At 68.4% G+C, this 13,771-nt stretch carries 13 protein-coding genes and 4 pseudogenes; 14 read left to right on the top strand and 3 right to left on the bottom strand.

Features of this window, described 5'->3' with window-relative positions; all coding sequences use genetic code 11:
* Nucleotides 1-428: 428 nt before the first annotated feature.
* Both IEZ21_RS11795 and IEZ21_RS49095 read left to right on the top strand, forming a co-directional pair.
* Complete coding sequence (locus IEZ21_RS11795) at nt 429-1,106, top strand: reverse transcriptase domain-containing protein (RefSeq protein WP_308429627.1); 678 nt, start codon at nt 429-431, stop codon at nt 1,104-1,106.
* 50 nt (nt 1,107-1,156) lie between these two features.
* A pseudogene (locus tag IEZ21_RS49095) lies at nt 1,157-1,312 on the top strand (IS701 family transposase); the annotation flags it as partial.
* 154 nt (nt 1,313-1,466) lie between these two features.
* On the opposite strand, the gene IEZ21_RS11790 reads toward IEZ21_RS49095, so the two are convergent.
* The gene (locus IEZ21_RS11790; protein WP_189321797.1) at nt 1,467-2,903 is read right to left on the bottom strand and encodes a serine hydrolase domain-containing protein; all 1,437 of its coding nucleotides are present in this window, start codon (nt 2,901-2,903) and stop codon (nt 1,467-1,469) included.
* Between the two features lie 139 nt (nt 2,904-3,042).
* On the opposite strand from IEZ21_RS11790, the gene IEZ21_RS11785 reads away from it, so the two are divergent.
* The 5 genes and pseudogenes from IEZ21_RS11785 to IEZ21_RS47485 all read left to right on the top strand — a co-directional run.
* Nucleotides 3,043-3,768, top strand: a complete 726-nt coding sequence (locus tag IEZ21_RS11785; RefSeq protein WP_189321796.1) for a TetR/AcrR family transcriptional regulator — start codon at nt 3,043-3,045, stop codon at nt 3,766-3,768.
* Between the two features lie 153 nt (nt 3,769-3,921).
* The gene (locus tag IEZ21_RS47495) at nt 3,922-4,359 is read left to right on the top strand and encodes a Rossmann-fold NAD(P)-binding domain-containing protein (protein WP_246567598.1); all 438 of its coding nucleotides are present in this window, start codon (nt 3,922-3,924) and stop codon (nt 4,357-4,359) included.
* A 7-nt stretch (nt 4,360-4,366) separates the two neighbouring features.
* Nucleotides 4,367-4,786 carry a Rossmann-fold NAD(P)-binding domain-containing protein gene (locus tag IEZ21_RS47490; RefSeq protein ID WP_246567596.1) on the top strand — a complete coding sequence of 140 codons (420 nt, stop codon included), beginning with the start codon at nt 4,367-4,369 and terminating at the stop codon, nt 4,784-4,786.
* A 124-nt stretch (nt 4,787-4,910) separates the two neighbouring features.
* Nucleotides 4,911-4,976, top strand: a pseudogene (locus IEZ21_RS48780) (hypothetical protein); the annotation flags it as partial.
* A 148-nt stretch (nt 4,977-5,124) separates the two neighbouring features.
* Nucleotides 5,125-5,592, top strand: a pseudogene (locus IEZ21_RS47485) (IS5 family transposase); the annotation flags it as partial.
* A 23-nt stretch (nt 5,593-5,615) separates the two neighbouring features.
* On the opposite strand, the gene IEZ21_RS11770 reads toward IEZ21_RS47485, so the two are convergent.
* On the bottom strand, nt 5,616-6,443 hold the full coding sequence (locus IEZ21_RS11770) for an alpha/beta fold hydrolase (protein ID WP_189321794.1): 828 nt from the start codon (nt 6,441-6,443) through the stop codon (nt 5,616-5,618).
* 70 nt (nt 6,444-6,513) lie between these two features.
* Between IEZ21_RS11770 and IEZ21_RS11765 the strand changes: the two genes are divergently transcribed.
* The 6 genes and pseudogenes from IEZ21_RS11765 (at nt 6,514) to IEZ21_RS11740 (ending at nt 11,461) form a co-directional block, all read left to right on the top strand.
* Nucleotides 6,514-7,464: a GlxA family transcriptional regulator gene (locus IEZ21_RS11765; RefSeq protein WP_189321793.1), complete on the top strand. Its 951-nt coding sequence runs from the start codon at nt 6,514-6,516 to the stop codon at nt 7,462-7,464.
* 335 nt (nt 7,465-7,799) lie between these two features.
* Nucleotides 7,800-8,996 (top strand): RNA-guided endonuclease InsQ/TnpB family protein, encoded by a 1,197-nt coding sequence (locus IEZ21_RS11760; protein WP_189321792.1) that lies wholly within the window; start codon nt 7,800-7,802, stop codon nt 8,994-8,996.
* A 212-nt stretch (nt 8,997-9,208) separates the two neighbouring features.
* Nucleotides 9,209-9,451: a DUF6411 family protein gene (locus tag IEZ21_RS11755; protein WP_189321791.1), complete on the top strand. Its 243-nt coding sequence runs from the start codon at nt 9,209-9,211 to the stop codon at nt 9,449-9,451.
* 7 nt (nt 9,452-9,458) lie between these two features.
* Nucleotides 9,459-9,686: pseudogene (locus tag IEZ21_RS11750) on the top strand (polyphosphate kinase 2); the annotation flags it as partial.
* A 96-nt stretch (nt 9,687-9,782) separates the two neighbouring features.
* Nucleotides 9,783-10,748, top strand: a complete 966-nt coding sequence (locus tag IEZ21_RS11745) for a YihY/virulence factor BrkB family protein (protein ID WP_189321790.1) — start codon at nt 9,783-9,785, stop codon at nt 10,746-10,748.
* A gap of 311 nt (nt 10,749-11,059) precedes the next feature.
* A complete protein-coding gene (locus tag IEZ21_RS11740) occupies nt 11,060-11,461 on the top strand; it encodes a hypothetical protein (RefSeq protein WP_189321789.1) in 402 nt (133 codons plus the stop codon).
* 181 nt (nt 11,462-11,642) lie between these two features.
* On the opposite strand, the gene IEZ21_RS11735 is transcribed toward IEZ21_RS11740, so the two are convergent.
* A complete protein-coding gene (locus tag IEZ21_RS11735) occupies nt 11,643-12,323 on the bottom strand; it encodes an NAD(P)H oxidoreductase (RefSeq protein WP_189321788.1) in 681 nt (226 codons plus the stop codon).
* Nucleotides 12,324-12,435: 112 nt separating this feature from the next.
* Here IEZ21_RS11735 and IEZ21_RS11730 point away from each other — a divergent pair, with 112 nt between their 5' ends.
* Nucleotides 12,436-13,365 (top strand): AraC family transcriptional regulator, encoded by a 930-nt coding sequence (locus IEZ21_RS11730; protein ID WP_444544975.1) that lies wholly within the window; start codon nt 12,436-12,438, stop codon nt 13,363-13,365.
* Nucleotides 13,366-13,771: the final 406 nt, after the last annotated feature.

Raw genomic sequence — 13,771 nt, 5'->3', positions numbered from 1 at the left:
CAGCTCCAATCCGGTGGATATGGGCTGGTCAGCGGTGCACAACCGCCCGGAAGGGCGGTGAACTCCCGGTCCGGTATTGACAGTTTGGGCCGGGAGGCCACGACGAAGGTCTACGGCGTAGTCGTGGCGAGGCCGCAGGGGCAGAGCCGGGTGCCTAACCCGTCAACCGAACAGCAGTGAACGTGGGAACCGCTCGTGTCCGTTCCCCGTGACCCGGTCAGCCAGGCCGGACAGCGGGGATAGGCGCGATGCCTGCCGATGGGCGCGAGTGGGGCGGAGCCGTCGTAGTACTCGGAGCCGGGGAGAGCAGGGGGAAGGGCGGCAGCGTGCCAAGCAAGGAGAGGAGCGCAATGCCCGAAGAAGCGCCGGTGAATACCGGCGCCGTGCGGTGGCCGGGTCCTGACTCGGCTCATTTCGCAGTACGGGAGATGCAGATCAAATTGCACCGATGGGCGGGAGAAGACGACTCCCGAAGGTTCGGTGACCTGTTCAACCTCGTCTACGACCCGGCGTTTTTGGTGCACGCGTGGGAACGCGTGGCCACCAACACCGGGGCGAGGACTCCAGGAATCGACCGGGCCACGGTGACCATGATCGAGACCTGGATCGGGGTCGAGGCGTTCCTGGAGCACATCAGGGACGCGCTGAAGGCGGGTGCGTTCGAGCCAGTCGAAGTGCGGCAGGTGATGATCCCGAAAGCGAGCGGCAAGCTCCGCGCGCTGGGGATTCCCACGGTCGCCGACCGGGTGGTCCAGGCCAGCCTCAAAGCAGTGCTCGAACCCATCTTCGAGGCGGACTTCATGCCGTGCTCGTACGGGTTCCGCCCCAACCGGCGGGCACACGACGCGATTGCCGAGAACCACCACCTGTCTTCCGGGGCCAACAAGTTCCACTGGGTCCTGGAGGCAGACATCAAGGCGTGCTTCGACGAGATCGATCACACGGCCCTGATGGACCGCCTGCGGGCGAGGATCAAGGACAAGCGCGTCTGCACACTGGGGCACCGACGGAACTCTGCGACCTGGACCGTTCTGCCCCTCCGGTCAGGCTGGATCCCGCGCTGTTGTAGATCGCTTCCCGCCGTATGGGGTCGACCGGGTCGGTGAGCTGGGCATCTCGACCGCCAACTCGCCGACGCCGCACGACAGTTTCGTCGGTGCCCCTCTACCGGGCCTGGTACCGGCACGTCACCCTCTCGATGGCCGCCCTTGCCTACCTGACCGCCATCCGGGCCGCAGAAGCCGCAAAAGGGGCGGCGAAGACATTGATCGAGAGCTCATACCCCTCAGCGCCCAGGAGATCCGCCGCCTGATCGGCCATGTCGTCACCACACCCCGCTACCATGCCAACGAACATCGTCTGCACTGGTCACACTTCCGACGCCGCAGCCAAGCCCGAGCCCGCCGCTGCCACTACCAACGCCGAGGCAACGACCCCCGCATGCGGTTGCACTATTAAAGATCAAGCTAGGCGACCTTGGGGCCGCAGCGCATGCCGATGTAGACGCAGGCCGTGCCGTCCTCCAGCGTGGAGAAGACCACGGGCATGTAGTCCTCGCTGAACGCCGCGCCCACCCCGGTACCCGCGAAGACCGTCTCCGTCACCGGTACCAGGTCTATTTCCAGGGGCTCGGAGAAGTCCTTCATACCGTCGACGAACTCGTACACCGCGTGGCCCGCACCGTCCCGCTCGGTCACGGTGATGACCACGCCCTCGCGCCGGTACGTGCCGACGAACGGCGCGAAGTCGACCACGGGCGGCTGGGCCGGCGGGGCGAAGGGCTCCGGCATCGTCACCCCGGCCAACTCGGCGAGGAGTTCCCGGTAGAGCGCCGCGTACAGTTCACGCGCACCGCCGCCGTTGGTGAGCAGCGCGACCGCGACGCCCGCCGAGGGCACCACGCGCAGATAGCCGTACTGCCCGATCGAGGCGCCGTCGTGCCCGTATCCCTGGACGCCGTTCCAGTCGTACAGGGTCCAGCCCAGGCCCCAACCGTCCGCGCTGACGGTCCACTTGTCGGGGGAGTCGACCACACGCTGCTGCATCAGCGCGACCGTCTCCTCGGAGAGCACGCGCGTGCCGTCCTGCGCCACACCGCCGTTGAGGTGCATCTGCGCGAGCCGCGCGACGTCCCCGGCCGTGGCGATGACCCTGCCGTAGGGGCCCGCCGAGCGCGGCATCAGGTCCCAGGATGGTGCCGGTTCCGGGTCCTGGCCCGCCTCGCCCAGGTGCCCCATCGCCGCACGGAACCGCAGCGCCTCCTCGGGAAGCGTCATCGTGTGCGTGACGCCGAGCGGGGTGAGGAGCAGGTCTTTGAGGGCCTCGTCCCAGACCTGGCCAGTCACCACCTCGACGATCCGGCCGAGCACGTTGTACCCGACGCTGCTGTACGAAATGGCGGCGCCGGGCGGGCAGTCGAGCGCCACGTCCTTCGCGGCCTCGACGTACTTGGCGAGGCAGTCGTCGCCGCGCCCGCTGTCGTAGGTGAAGTCGCAGGTGAGACCGCTTGTGTGGCTGAGCAGTTGGCGTGTGGTGATCGCCCTGGTCGCCTCGGGGTCGGCGACCGAGAACTCCGGCAGTACGTCCACGACCGGCGCGTCCAGGTCCAGTCGGCCGGAGTCGACGAGCCGCATGATCAGGGTGGCGGTGTAGACCTTGGCGATCGAGCCCATCTGGTAGACCGAGTCGGTCGTCGCCGTGACGCCCGTGCCGCGGTGGAGCACGCCGCTGGCCAGCTCGTGGACGGTCCCGTCCACGAGGACCGCGAGGGACGCGGCCGGGACGTGGTGCTCAGCGCGCAGTGCGTCGAGGCGGTTCTGCCAGTGGACGAGGTCCAGCTTCTTGCCCGCCGAGTCCCTGGTCCCCCAGTTGCCCTGCACGTCCCAGCTCACGTTCTTCGACATATCAGCCCCTATCTGGTGCGTACGGCGTTCTTTCGATGCGAACACTGTACGCATGATGTAACGCTGTACGCAAGATGCGTACAGCGTGCGCTAACGTGGTGGGGACGATGAACGTGGGACGAGCAGAGACGAGGGCCGCATGCCAGCCGACGAGAAGCCGACCGCCTCGGTGTGGACCCGGCCGCGCCCCCGGCAGCGGGAACACCTGACCCGCGAGCAGATCGTCGCCGAAGCGATCCGCCTGCTGGACGCGGAGGGCGTCGAGGAGCTCAGCATGCGCAAGCTCGGCACCCGCCTAGGCACGGCGGCCACCTCCCTGTACCGGCACGTGGCCAGCAAGGACGAACTGATCGAGCTGGTCGTGGACGACGTCTACGGCGAACCGGACGTACCGACCGCCGTCGATGGGACCCGGTGGCGCGCGGCAGTCACCCGCACCGCCACCGAACTGCGGGCGATGACTCTGCGCCACCCATGGATCGCCCCCGAACTGGGCCAGGTCGGCCTCGTCCACATCGGCCCAAACGCCATGCGGATGTCGTCGGCGCTGCTCGCGCAGTTCGAGGCGGCGGGCTTCCCCGCGGACGAGATGGACCAGGCCATGGGCACACTCATGGCCTACGTCATCGGGATCGCAACCGCCGAGGCCGCGTACCTCTCACTGATCGCCCGCAGCGGCAAGACCGAGCAGGAGTGGGTGGCGGGCCTGCGACCGGCCTTCGACGAGGCCACGCGGGAGCACCCGCGGCTGCGTGCGGGAAGCTCCGCCCAGCAGGACGTGCACCCGCAGCGGATCCGCGATGACAACTTCGCGTACGGGCTCGACCGGGTCCTCGATGGCCTGACGGCCCGACTCACGCCCTAGTACTCCGGTGACGTTTCGTGTCCTGATCTGGTCCTCCTCTGGTAGTGGCAGCATCGGTGGGGGTCCGGCGACCGTCCCGGAAACCGTTTGATCGCCGGCCGCGGCGGCGGTTTGACTCTCCGTATGAGGGAATCGAGGTCTCACAAACCGACGGTGGTGCTGGGCGGCACGGGGAAGATCGGCCGCCGTGTGGTGCGGCTGCTACGAGAACGCGGCGTGCCGGTGCGCGTTGCCTCACGCTCCGGCGAGCAGCGTTTCGACTGGGAAGACCGGAGTACGTGGGAGCCCGCGCTGCGCGGGGCGAGAGCGGTCTATCTGGTGTACCTGCCCGACCTGGGCAGCCACGACGCCGCGCCGCGCCTGCGGGAGGTGAGCGAGCTGGCGGCGTCGCAGGGCGCCGAGCGGCTGGTGTTCCAATCGGGAGGCGGGTGGCCGGAGGCCGCCCCCGCCAAGGAGGCGGTTGGCATGGCCAGCGCGGCGTGGACGATTCTGCGGCCTGCGTGGTTCTCGCAGAACTTCAGTGAGGACCTGTTTCTTGAGCCGCTGCGGCACGGTGAGGTGAGGTTGCCGGCAGCCGCTGCGGCACGGTGAGGTGAGGTTGCCGGCCGGGGATGGACGCGAGCCGTTCATTGATGCCCGGGACCCGTTCATTGATGCCCGGGACGTCGCCGAGGTGGCAGTTGCGGCGCTCACCGAGGGAGTTCACGCCGGGCAGGTCTATAAGCTGTCCGGGCCGAACCCATTGAGCTTTGGCGACGCCGTCACACAGATCGCGCGGGCGAGCGGCCGCGACATCCGGTACATCCCGCTTACCCCTGAACGCTTCGAGAGCGAGCTGGTCCAGGCGGGCGTGCCGGCGGAGTTTGTGGCGCTGGAATTGGGGCGGTGCGCAGCGGTGCGCAGCGGTGCGTACGCCGATGTCACAGACGGCGTACGGCGCGTACTGGGGCGCGAGCCGAGGGCGTTCGCCGAGTACGTGAGGGAAACGGCGGCCACGGGGGTGTGGGCGAGCGCGTAGCACTCAGTTTCCTGGGCGCGTTCATCGGCGGTGGCCGCGGCGAGGAAAGCGTGGGCGAGCATCGCGAGCGTGACCCAGCGGTGCCAGGACGTCCACCGTCTGACCTGGTGTTCGTCAGGGCATCTTGTACGTCCTGCATAACGACATCGCGTGCCAGCTCCTGCCCCTGAAGTTGGGGTTCGGCTCTGGGCAGACCTGCTGGCGGCGTCTGGACCGCTGGCAACAGGCAGGTGTCTTCGAACGGCTGCACCGCATCCTGCTCGCCGAGCTGAACGCGGCCGGCGAACTCGACTGGTCGAGAGCGTGCGTGGACGGCTCCCACGTCCGCGTCAAAGGGGGGTGCTGCAACCGGCCCGTCGCCGGTCGACCGGCGGAAGACGGGAAGCAAGCACCACCTGATCTGCGACGGCAAGGGCACCCCGCTGAAGGTCATCACGACCGCGGCGAACGTCAACGACGTCACCCAGACTCTCGCCCTCATCGACGGCATCCCGTCCGTGGCCGGCCGTCCGGGGCATCCTCGTCGTCGCCCCGATGCCGTCCTGGGCGACAAGGCGTACGACTCCAAGGCTGTGCGCCGCGAGCTGAGGCGCCGCCGGATCCAGCCGGTGATCTCCCGCAAGAGCGCCCCCAACATCAAGGGACTGGGCAAGCTCCGATACGTCGTCGAGCAGTCCTTCGCCCTGTTGCACCAGTTCAAGCGCCTGGCCGTGCGCTGGGAACGTCGGCTCGAACTCCACGACGCCTTCGTTTTGTTGGGCTGCAGCCTGATCTGCTGGCGTCGGCTCAGGAAGGCCGAATCATGATCGCATTACGAGTTCGAAGATCTCTACGCTGTGAAGAAGTCGGCGAGCGCGCGGCCAATTTGGTCGGGGGCGTTCTCCGTGGGGATGTGATCCGCATTTGGGATGCGGATGAGCGTGGTGCGGGGCATCTCTGAGATGAACCGTTCGGCGTATTCCACCGCCTCGTGGAGGTCATCTTCGCCCCAGATCAACAGCTTGGGCGTCGTGGACCGCTGCAGCGCGGGAACGAGGTCAAGGGTGTAGCGGTTATCGGCCGCGCCCGCCAGGGCCATCCAGGAGCGGCGCACCCGCTCATCGGTCCACGGATCCGCGTAGTCCGCAATCAACGACTCAGTGGCGACACCGGCCAGCACCCTCGTAATCGCCTGCCGCCGGGCGGCGAGCACGCCCTCGCCCGTGTCCCCGTCCCGGAATTGGGCCACGTGGGGCGCGGGCCAGGAGTCGTAGAGGACCGAGTTGACCAAGGCGAACCGGGACACGTCGAGCCGGTTGTGGGCAAGGAGGTGCTGGGCGATGGCGCCGCCGATGTCGTGTCCTGCCAGGGCGATGGGGCCGGAGAGGTTCAGCGCAGAGACGAATCGCGTCACCCAGTCGGCGAGGGCCGGAACCGTGGCCGCTTCCGGGGTGAGCTGGCCTCCTGAGCGTCCCAGCCCGGGGAGGTCGACCGCGAGGGGCCGCAGCCCCGCGTCGGCGAGGTGGTCGAGTACGGGGAGCCAGACACGGCTCCAGTACGTTCCGTGCAGCATCAGCACGGGCGGGGCGTCCTGCCGCCCTGCGGTCAAGTAGCTGGCCAGCTCGCCGTCGACCTGGACTGCGGTCCTCAGTACTGTCGTTTCGGTGGTTTCGCTCATGGGTCCACTGTGTCCTGTGCGGGTCATCCGGCCGAGAGTCTAGAAAGACACCAAAGAGTACAATCTTGCCATGCATCCTCATCGGGTGATGGCCCTGCTCAATCCGCCTCAGTCGCACTTCGAACTCTCCTGCGCCACCGAGGTCTTCGGCACCGCCCCGCAGGACGAGCCGCCCCGCTACAGCTTCGGGATCTGCGCCGAGCACCCAGGCCCAATGCCGACCACCGCCGGCTATGCGATGCTCATCGACGCCGGGCTGGAGGCCCTGGAGCAGGCGGACACCGTGATCGTCCCCGGCTGGCAGCCGCCCGGCGCCCCTGCACCACCGGCCGTCACCGCGGCGCTCCGGACTGCCCACCGGCGCGGGGCGAGGATCGTCGCCATCTGCACGGGAGCCTTCGTCCTCGCCCAGGCCGGACTGCTCGACGGCCGCCGCGCCACCACCCACTGGCGCGACACCGCCCGACTCGCCGCCGCCTTCCCCGAGGTGCACATCGACCAGGACGTGCTCTTCGTGGACCACGGCGACGTGGCCACCAGCGCCGGAACCGGCGCGGGCATCGACCTGTGCCTGCACCTGGTCCGTTCCGACCACGGCACGGCATACGCCGCCCAGATCGCCAGAAACATGGTCCTGCCGCCGCACCGGGAGGGTAGCCAACTCCAGTACGCCGCACAGCCCACACCAGCCAAGGCGGACGAGTCATTGGCACCCCTGCTGGAGTGGGCCACCTCCCGGCTCGACACCCGACTGACCCTCGACCGGCTCGCCGAACGCGCCGGGCTTTCCAGCCGGACCCTCGCCCGGCGCTTCACCGAACAACTCGGCACCAGCCCAGGACAGTGGCTGCTCGGCCAACGCATCGACGCGGCACGTGTCTTGCTGGAACAGACCGACCTGCCGGTCGAAGCCATCGCCACCCGCGTCGGACTCACCTCGGCAGTCAACCTGCGCCGCCGCTTCCGGGCACATCTCGGCACCACACCCGGCGCCTACCGACGCACCTTCAGTCAAACCTGATGACGCAGCTGGGCGTCGAATCCGCTGTCGTGGGCGAAACACCCACACCAGCCATGCCCGGCCAGGACACCTTCAACAAGATCCCGTTACGAGCTCTTAATAGCGCATCGCGGTGAAATCGATGGGCCTGGGCTGAAGCCTCTGGACGCGGGCCGTCAGCTGCTTCATTCGCCTGGTCATCTGGATTCCTCCGTGGATACCCCCGCCTTCAGGCGGGGGAGGAAACGGACTCCTGCGGAGCAGGGCAGGGAAAGCCGATTCGCCCTTCGGGCGGATCGGCGTCCATCACCAACCACCAGCAGGCGGTCACAAGTCGATGTGCTAGTTTGTGAGGCATGGTCACTCACGTGAAGCGGGCGTTCAAGTACCGCTTCTATCCGACCGATGCGCAGGCAGCCGAGCTGTCGCGCACCTTCGGATGCGTGCGCAAGGTCTACAACCTGGCACTCGCCGCCCGCACCGAGGCGTGGGCGCGGCAGGAACGGGTCAACTACAACGCCACCTCCACGATGCTGACCGCGTGGAAGAAGACCGAAGAACTGGCCTACCTCAACGAGGTCTCCTCCGTCCCGCTGCAGCAGGCGCTGCGGCACCTGCAGAACGCCTTCGCGAACTTCTTCGCCAAACGCGCCAAGTACCCGCGCTTCAAGGCGAAGAAGACCTCCCGGGCGAGCGCGGAGTACACCTCCTCCGCGTTCCGCTTCCGCGACGGCCGTCTGACGCTGGCGAAGATGGCCGACCCGCTGGACATCGTCTGGTCCCGCCCCCTGCCCGAGGGGGCGACGCCGAGCACGGTGACGGTGAGCCGGGACAGCGCGGGACGCTGGTTCGTCTCCCTGCTGTGCGAGGACCCGCGGGTCAAGCCACTCGCGGCCACCGATACGGCGGTCGGCATCGACGTGGGCCTGGACCATTTGCTGACCCTCTCCACCGGGGAGAAGATCGCCAACCCCCGGCACGAGCGCCGCGACCGCGAGCGCCTGGCCAAGGCGCAGCGGGAGCTGTCCCGCAAGACCAAAGGCGAGGGCGCCAACCGGCGCAAGGCCCGCCAGAAGGTCGCGAAGATCCACGCCCGGATCGCCGACCGCAGGCGCGATGTGCTGCACAAGCTGACCACTCGACTCGTGCGTGAAAACCAAACGCTCGTGATCGAGGACCTGACCGTACGCACCATGGTCAAAAACCGGAGCCTGGCCCGCGCCATCTCGGATGCCGCGTGGGCCCAGTTCCGGAGCATGCTGGAGTACAAGGCCGCCTGGTACGGGCGGGAAGTGGTCGCGGTGGACCGCTTCTTCCCCTCCTCCAGGCTGTGCTCCGCCTGCGGCACCTTGCGGGAGAAGATGCCGCTGGGCGTCCGTACCTGGACGTGCGGCAGCTGCGGCACGGCCCATGACCGGGACGTGAACGCCGCTGAGAACCTTCTGGCCGCCGGGCTGGCGGTGTCTGTCTGTGGAGCCGGTGTAAGACCTCAACGGAGAACTCCGGGCGGGCAGTCGGCGGTGAAGCAGAAAACCCCACGGCGCGAGCCGTAGGAATCCCCCTCGTTCACGAGGGGGAGGAAGTCAAGAACCGTGCCGGTGTACCACTGGAAGCGACGGAGAGGCGACCCGGCTGAGGTGCCCTGCCGAGCTGCCCACGTCGGGCCGCCGTCGACCGGCGGGCAGAAGCCGCCCAGGGCGCCAGTCACATAGAGGGGACGTGACGGGGTACCCGTGTCCTCCCGCCCGATCAAGGGAGCCGACTCGTGATCATTGCGGCAGTTGTTGGAGTGTGTGTGGTCCTGGCCGCGCTGGCCTTCTTCGTCCCGCGTCTCTCCCGCCACCCCGAACGCGGCACGCAGCGTTCGCTCGGTGTCGGCGCGCGGGCCGGCGGCAAGGCGCCCGGCGTCCTGGGCAGGCTTTTCAGCAAGCCGTTCCGGACGAGTTCCCGCGCTGTGGGCCGTAGCGGCTCGGCCGGCCGTCGCACCCGTGGCCGCATGCCCTTCTGACCTCGGCGTCCTCAAGAGCAACGACAAACGTCGCGCCCGGTGGGAAACCATGCGCAGTCTGTTGTCGCGCATGGACCACACCAGCAAGGATCCCGAGGCGGTCGGTACCTCCGACCCGCTCATCGTCGGCGCCGTCAGCACCTTCCTGGAGCCCGGCGAGGAGGACACCACTCTTTCGCCCACTTCTTTGTCCCACCGCGCCAGCGGGCCCGGCAGCCGCCCTGAATCCACCTGACGGCCGACCGCCGCAGTCGTCCGGCTGTACGGTTCTCCCGGCGGCAAGATCGCGTTCCTCATCTGGCCGTACGAACGACAGGAGGAGACGTTTTCGATGGGGACCGTTGTGCACGTTCCGCAGACGCGGGACATGATCGGGGACGAGCTTTCCGGAGACGAGGCGCTCACCGCGCTGAGGCACTACGGAGGCTACCGACTGCTCCTCGACGCGTTCGCCCGGTTCCGCTACGCCGACGGCTTCACCAACTCCCGTTCGCTCGCGTTCCAAGTGGTCCTGGGCTTGGTGCCGTTCACCATCGCGCTGGTCGGCGTGGCGACCACCGTGCATACGGAGAGCGTGGGGCGGATCATCGAACTCACCCTGGGCCAGATCGTGCCGGGCGCCAGTGCGAGTCTGGTCGAGGACGCTCTGGACACCACCGCGCGCAGCGCCGGTTCCGGAGTCTGGAACGCTGTCGCCATGTGGCTGGGACTGGCCTTCGCCGTACTCAACCTCGCCTCGGCGATGGGGCAGGTCGAACGAGGCGCCAACCGCATCTACGGCATCGAACGCGACCGGCCGTTCCTGACCAAGTACGGGCGGTCCCTGCTCCTCGCCCTCGCAGCGGGCATGCCGATGGTCCTGGGGTTCCTCGTGCTCGTCGCGGGGGATGCAGTCGGGAACGCGGTGGTGGAGGCCTTCGGCTGGCCCCGGGAGCGGCTCGACTGGTGGAGGCCCCTGGAAGTGCCACTGGGCGTGGTATTCGCTTGGGTCGCGTCGGCGGTGATCTTCCGCTGGGCTCCACGCAGGGACCAGCCGGGCTACACATGGCTCGCGTTCGGCTCGGCGGTCCACCTGGTCCTGTGGATCACGGCCACGTGGCTGCTGGCGCTCTACGTCGCCAAGAGCGGATCATTCGGCGCCGTGTACGGACCGCTGACGGCGTTCGTAGCCCTGCTGCTGTGGGCCAACCTGACCGGTGTGGCGCTGTTCCTGGGCATCGCGTTCGCCGCACAGCTCGAAGCGGCCCGGGCCGGAATCACCGAGGCCGTGCAGCCGGATCCAGGACCAGGGCCGTGATCCCGCACCGTGGAGTTCCGGGACGTCCTTGCCGCCTGAATGACGGACCGCCAACAGCTACGCAGGGGGTGTCACCGCCACGACCGGGGCAGGCGCGCGTTGATCTCGGCGAGTCGGAGTGCCACACAGCACGGGCGGTGTTCCCCCGGTCAGACCGCCGTCCATCCAGTACGCCGCTTGCCGAGCACGCCGACGCGCGGCCCGGCAGGGGCCGTCGCAGTGTGAAGGCACTGGATCTACGAGTTGAAGTTACGGACAGCTCGCTGCTGTGACAGGGGCAGGTGGGCTACTTCCCAAGGCGCGCTGTGACCATGACCGTGAAAGGCGACGGCCCAAGACACGGATTCGGCCTCAACCCCGACCAGGTCGACGCCGTGTGCCAGCGCGAGGACCTGGCCGACCCAGTCGCCGCCAACACCCCGCTCGGGCCCGACCAGGCCGCCGAACGTCTCGGTGTGAGGCGAGTCGAGTTCGACCACATGCGAACCCTGGGACGGATCAAGCCCACCGAGTGGCGCGAGGTGCGGTACGACAACGCCCGAGCAACGGGCGCCCGTACTGCTCCGGGTCTCCCGCCCCTCGCCGCCACTGGAGACCGCACGGTCCAAGCTGACCCACGCTCAGCCGGCCATCTCGCAGTCGTCACCGAGGGGTGCTTCGACCGCATCGACCAGGCGGCCCTGATGAAGGGCAGATCAAGATGCCATGGATGACGGGGAGTTCGCATGGTCCGGCCTCGGCCCTTGGGCCTGCAGGCGTGGGTGCATCCGGTCCCCGGCCAGTGCCTCGGCGTCGGCCGTAGCGACTGGTGTTGCAGACCGTGGTGTGCTCGGAAGCGTTGCAGGCCAAGCATCAACCGGGCACCAGCCTGCAACGCCGCCGCTACCGTGACCCTCAGGCCGCCACCGGCTCCGCCGCAAGGAACCCTTCCACGGCCTTCCCCGCTCGGCGGTCGAACTCGGTGTACTGTGCCTCGCGCTCGGCTCCCGCGACCGCGTCGCCGACCAGCAGATTGCCCTCGGCGTCGAGACGCTGAGGGCGCTCCTCGGCGTCGGGGAGCAGGGCGACGGAGGAGTGGGAGAACCCGCAGTAGTAGGCGATGCCCTCGCTCAAGTTGGTCTCCAGCACGGCCTGCATTCCCTCCGTGATGGGGTCGTCGGAGGTGGCACCGGCCAGGCCCAGCCACAGCATGCGCTTGCCCGCCAGGCGAGGCTTGCTGCGGCCGTAGGCGAATCCGTAGTTCCACACGCGATCGATCCAGCCCTTGAGGAGGGCGGGCATGCTCTGCCAGTACACGGGGAACACGGCGACGACGACATCGGCGTCGAGAATGCGCTGTATATGGGCCCGGACTTCGTCCGAGTACGGCTTCTCCCGGTTGCCCCAGTCAGGCTGGTCCGCCACGTTCATCCGCGGGTCGAATCCCTCGGCGTGCAGGTCGAGCAGGTCGACGACGTATCCGGCGGTCTCAAGTTGCGCAACGGTACGGCGGGCGGTGTGCGCGGTGAGGGAATCGGTGCGGTGGTGTGCGATGACCACAAGGGCGGTTCTGGCTGCGCTGTCGAGGTGCGACATGGTCTCTCCTGGCTGGTCTCGGTCGGTTCTGCAGTCCAGTACACCCATGATCGATTGGATGATCCATGGGAGAAACGCTCCGCTGCATAGGAGTTCGTCTACGATGGCGCCCGTGGATCCTTTGAGTTCTCTGCTCAGTGGCATCCGGGCCGAGGGCTCGGTCGTCAGTCACGCCGTGCTGGAAGCGCCCTGGACCATCCGCTTCGCCGACGGCGCCCCGCTCACCATGGTGAGCGTGCTGCGTGGTGGCGGCACCCTGCTGCTGCCCGACGGCACTGAACAAGCGGTCGGCGTCGGCGACACGGCCATCGTGCGCGGCCCCGACCCGTTTCACCTCGCGGATCTGCCGGCCTCCTGCAACCGCCCACACGTCGAGTACGAAATCGCCTGCTTCACAGAGGATGCCGCATGCACCGCCCAGGACCTCGGCGGCATCCGCTGGGGCAACGATCCGGACGGAGCGACCGCACTGATCGTGGGCGCCTACCGCGCATCGGGCCATCGCCATCAACGACTGCTGCGCGCCCTGCCACCCGTACTGGTGATCAACGAGGACACCGAGGTTTGCGCCTGGCTGGAGACAGCCGCCGCCGACGCCGCCCTGCGCTCGGCCGGCTCGCAGGCGCTGATGGACCGACTCCTGGACTGGGCCCTGGTGTGCACGCTGCGCACCTGGTTCGAGCAGGCAGGCCCGGACGCCCCCGACTGGTATCGCGGCCTGGCCGAACCGATCCTCGCCCCCGCCCTCCAAGCCTTCCACGCCCGGCCCTCCCAGACGTGGACGGTAGCGGCGCTCGCCGCCGAATCCGGCGTCTCCCGGGCGCTGTTTGCCAAACGCTTCACCGAGGTGATGGGCCGCCCGCCGCTGGCCTACCTCACCGAATGCCGCATGGACGAGGCCGAGGCACTCCTGTCCGACACCGACTTCGCCATCGCTCAGATCGCCAAGTCTGTCGGCTACGCCGATGCCTTCGGCTTCAGCGCCGCCTTCAAACGCCATCGGGGCCTGAGCCCCAGCGTCTTCCGCGCCGCGGCGTCCTGACGTCCCGCACCCCCGGGTAGCGGATGTCGCCGAAGACCACGGGCGGCCACTCCAGCACACCGAGACTGGCGCGGTACGAGATGACGCTGTCGGCTACGCCGGCGGTCCGGGCGTCTTCCATGAACTCGCCCTCCGGAGCCACCTCACATCGCCTGATCTTCACCAACCGTCCGCGAAATGGAGCCAGTTGGAGTCGCCTGGGCGGAGCCACAGAACGCCACCCTAGCCAGGATTCTCCGATCCGCGGTGGACGACGAGGGCGGGCATTGGCTCGGTCGGCGGAGAACGGGCGGGCTCAGCATGGCGGAGGCCGGCGCCCCTCAGAGGCGCCGGCCTCGGTCGTTGCACTGGGGACGGTGGGGCCTGCGCAGCGACAGCATGCGTGAAATTCGGGGGTGGATCGGGA

Origin of the sequence: Streptomyces flaveus (genome assembly GCF_014647675.1) — a bacterium.
GTDB classification, from domain to species: Bacteria; Actinomycetota; Actinomycetes; order Streptomycetales; family Streptomycetaceae; genus Streptomyces; species Streptomyces flaveus.
Note: the sequence above shows the minus strand (reverse complement) of the source record. Positions and strands in the feature narration are given on the sequence as shown.

Excerpts from the sequence above, each read along its gene's own strand:
- IEZ21_RS11760 (WP_189321792.1), top strand. The coding sequence starts at position 7,800 with ATGGTCACTCACGTGAAGCGGGCGTTCAAGTACCGCTTCTATCCGACC.
- IEZ21_RS11745 (WP_189321790.1), top strand. The coding sequence starts at position 9,783 with ATGGGGACCGTTGTGCACGTTCCGCAGACGCGGGACATGATCGGGGAC.
- IEZ21_RS11795 (WP_308429627.1), top strand. The coding sequence starts at position 429 with ATGCAGATCAAATTGCACCGATGGGCGGGAGAAGACGACTCCCGAAGG.
- IEZ21_RS11790 (WP_189321797.1), bottom strand. The coding sequence starts at position 2,903 with ATGTCGAAGAACGTGAGCTGGGACGTGCAGGGCAACTGGGGGACCAGG.
- IEZ21_RS11765 (WP_189321793.1), top strand. The coding sequence starts at position 6,514 with ATGCATCCTCATCGGGTGATGGCCCTGCTCAATCCGCCTCAGTCGCAC.
- IEZ21_RS11770 (WP_189321794.1), bottom strand. The coding sequence starts at position 6,443 with ATGAGCGAAACCACCGAAACGACAGTACTGAGGACCGCAGTCCAGGTC.
- IEZ21_RS11735 (WP_189321788.1), bottom strand. The coding sequence starts at position 12,323 with ATGTCGCACCTCGACAGCGCAGCCAGAACCGCCCTTGTGGTCATCGCA.
- IEZ21_RS11740 (WP_189321789.1), top strand. The coding sequence starts at position 11,060 with ATGACCGTGAAAGGCGACGGCCCAAGACACGGATTCGGCCTCAACCCC.
- IEZ21_RS11785 (WP_189321796.1), top strand. The coding sequence starts at position 3,043 with ATGCCAGCCGACGAGAAGCCGACCGCCTCGGTGTGGACCCGGCCGCGC.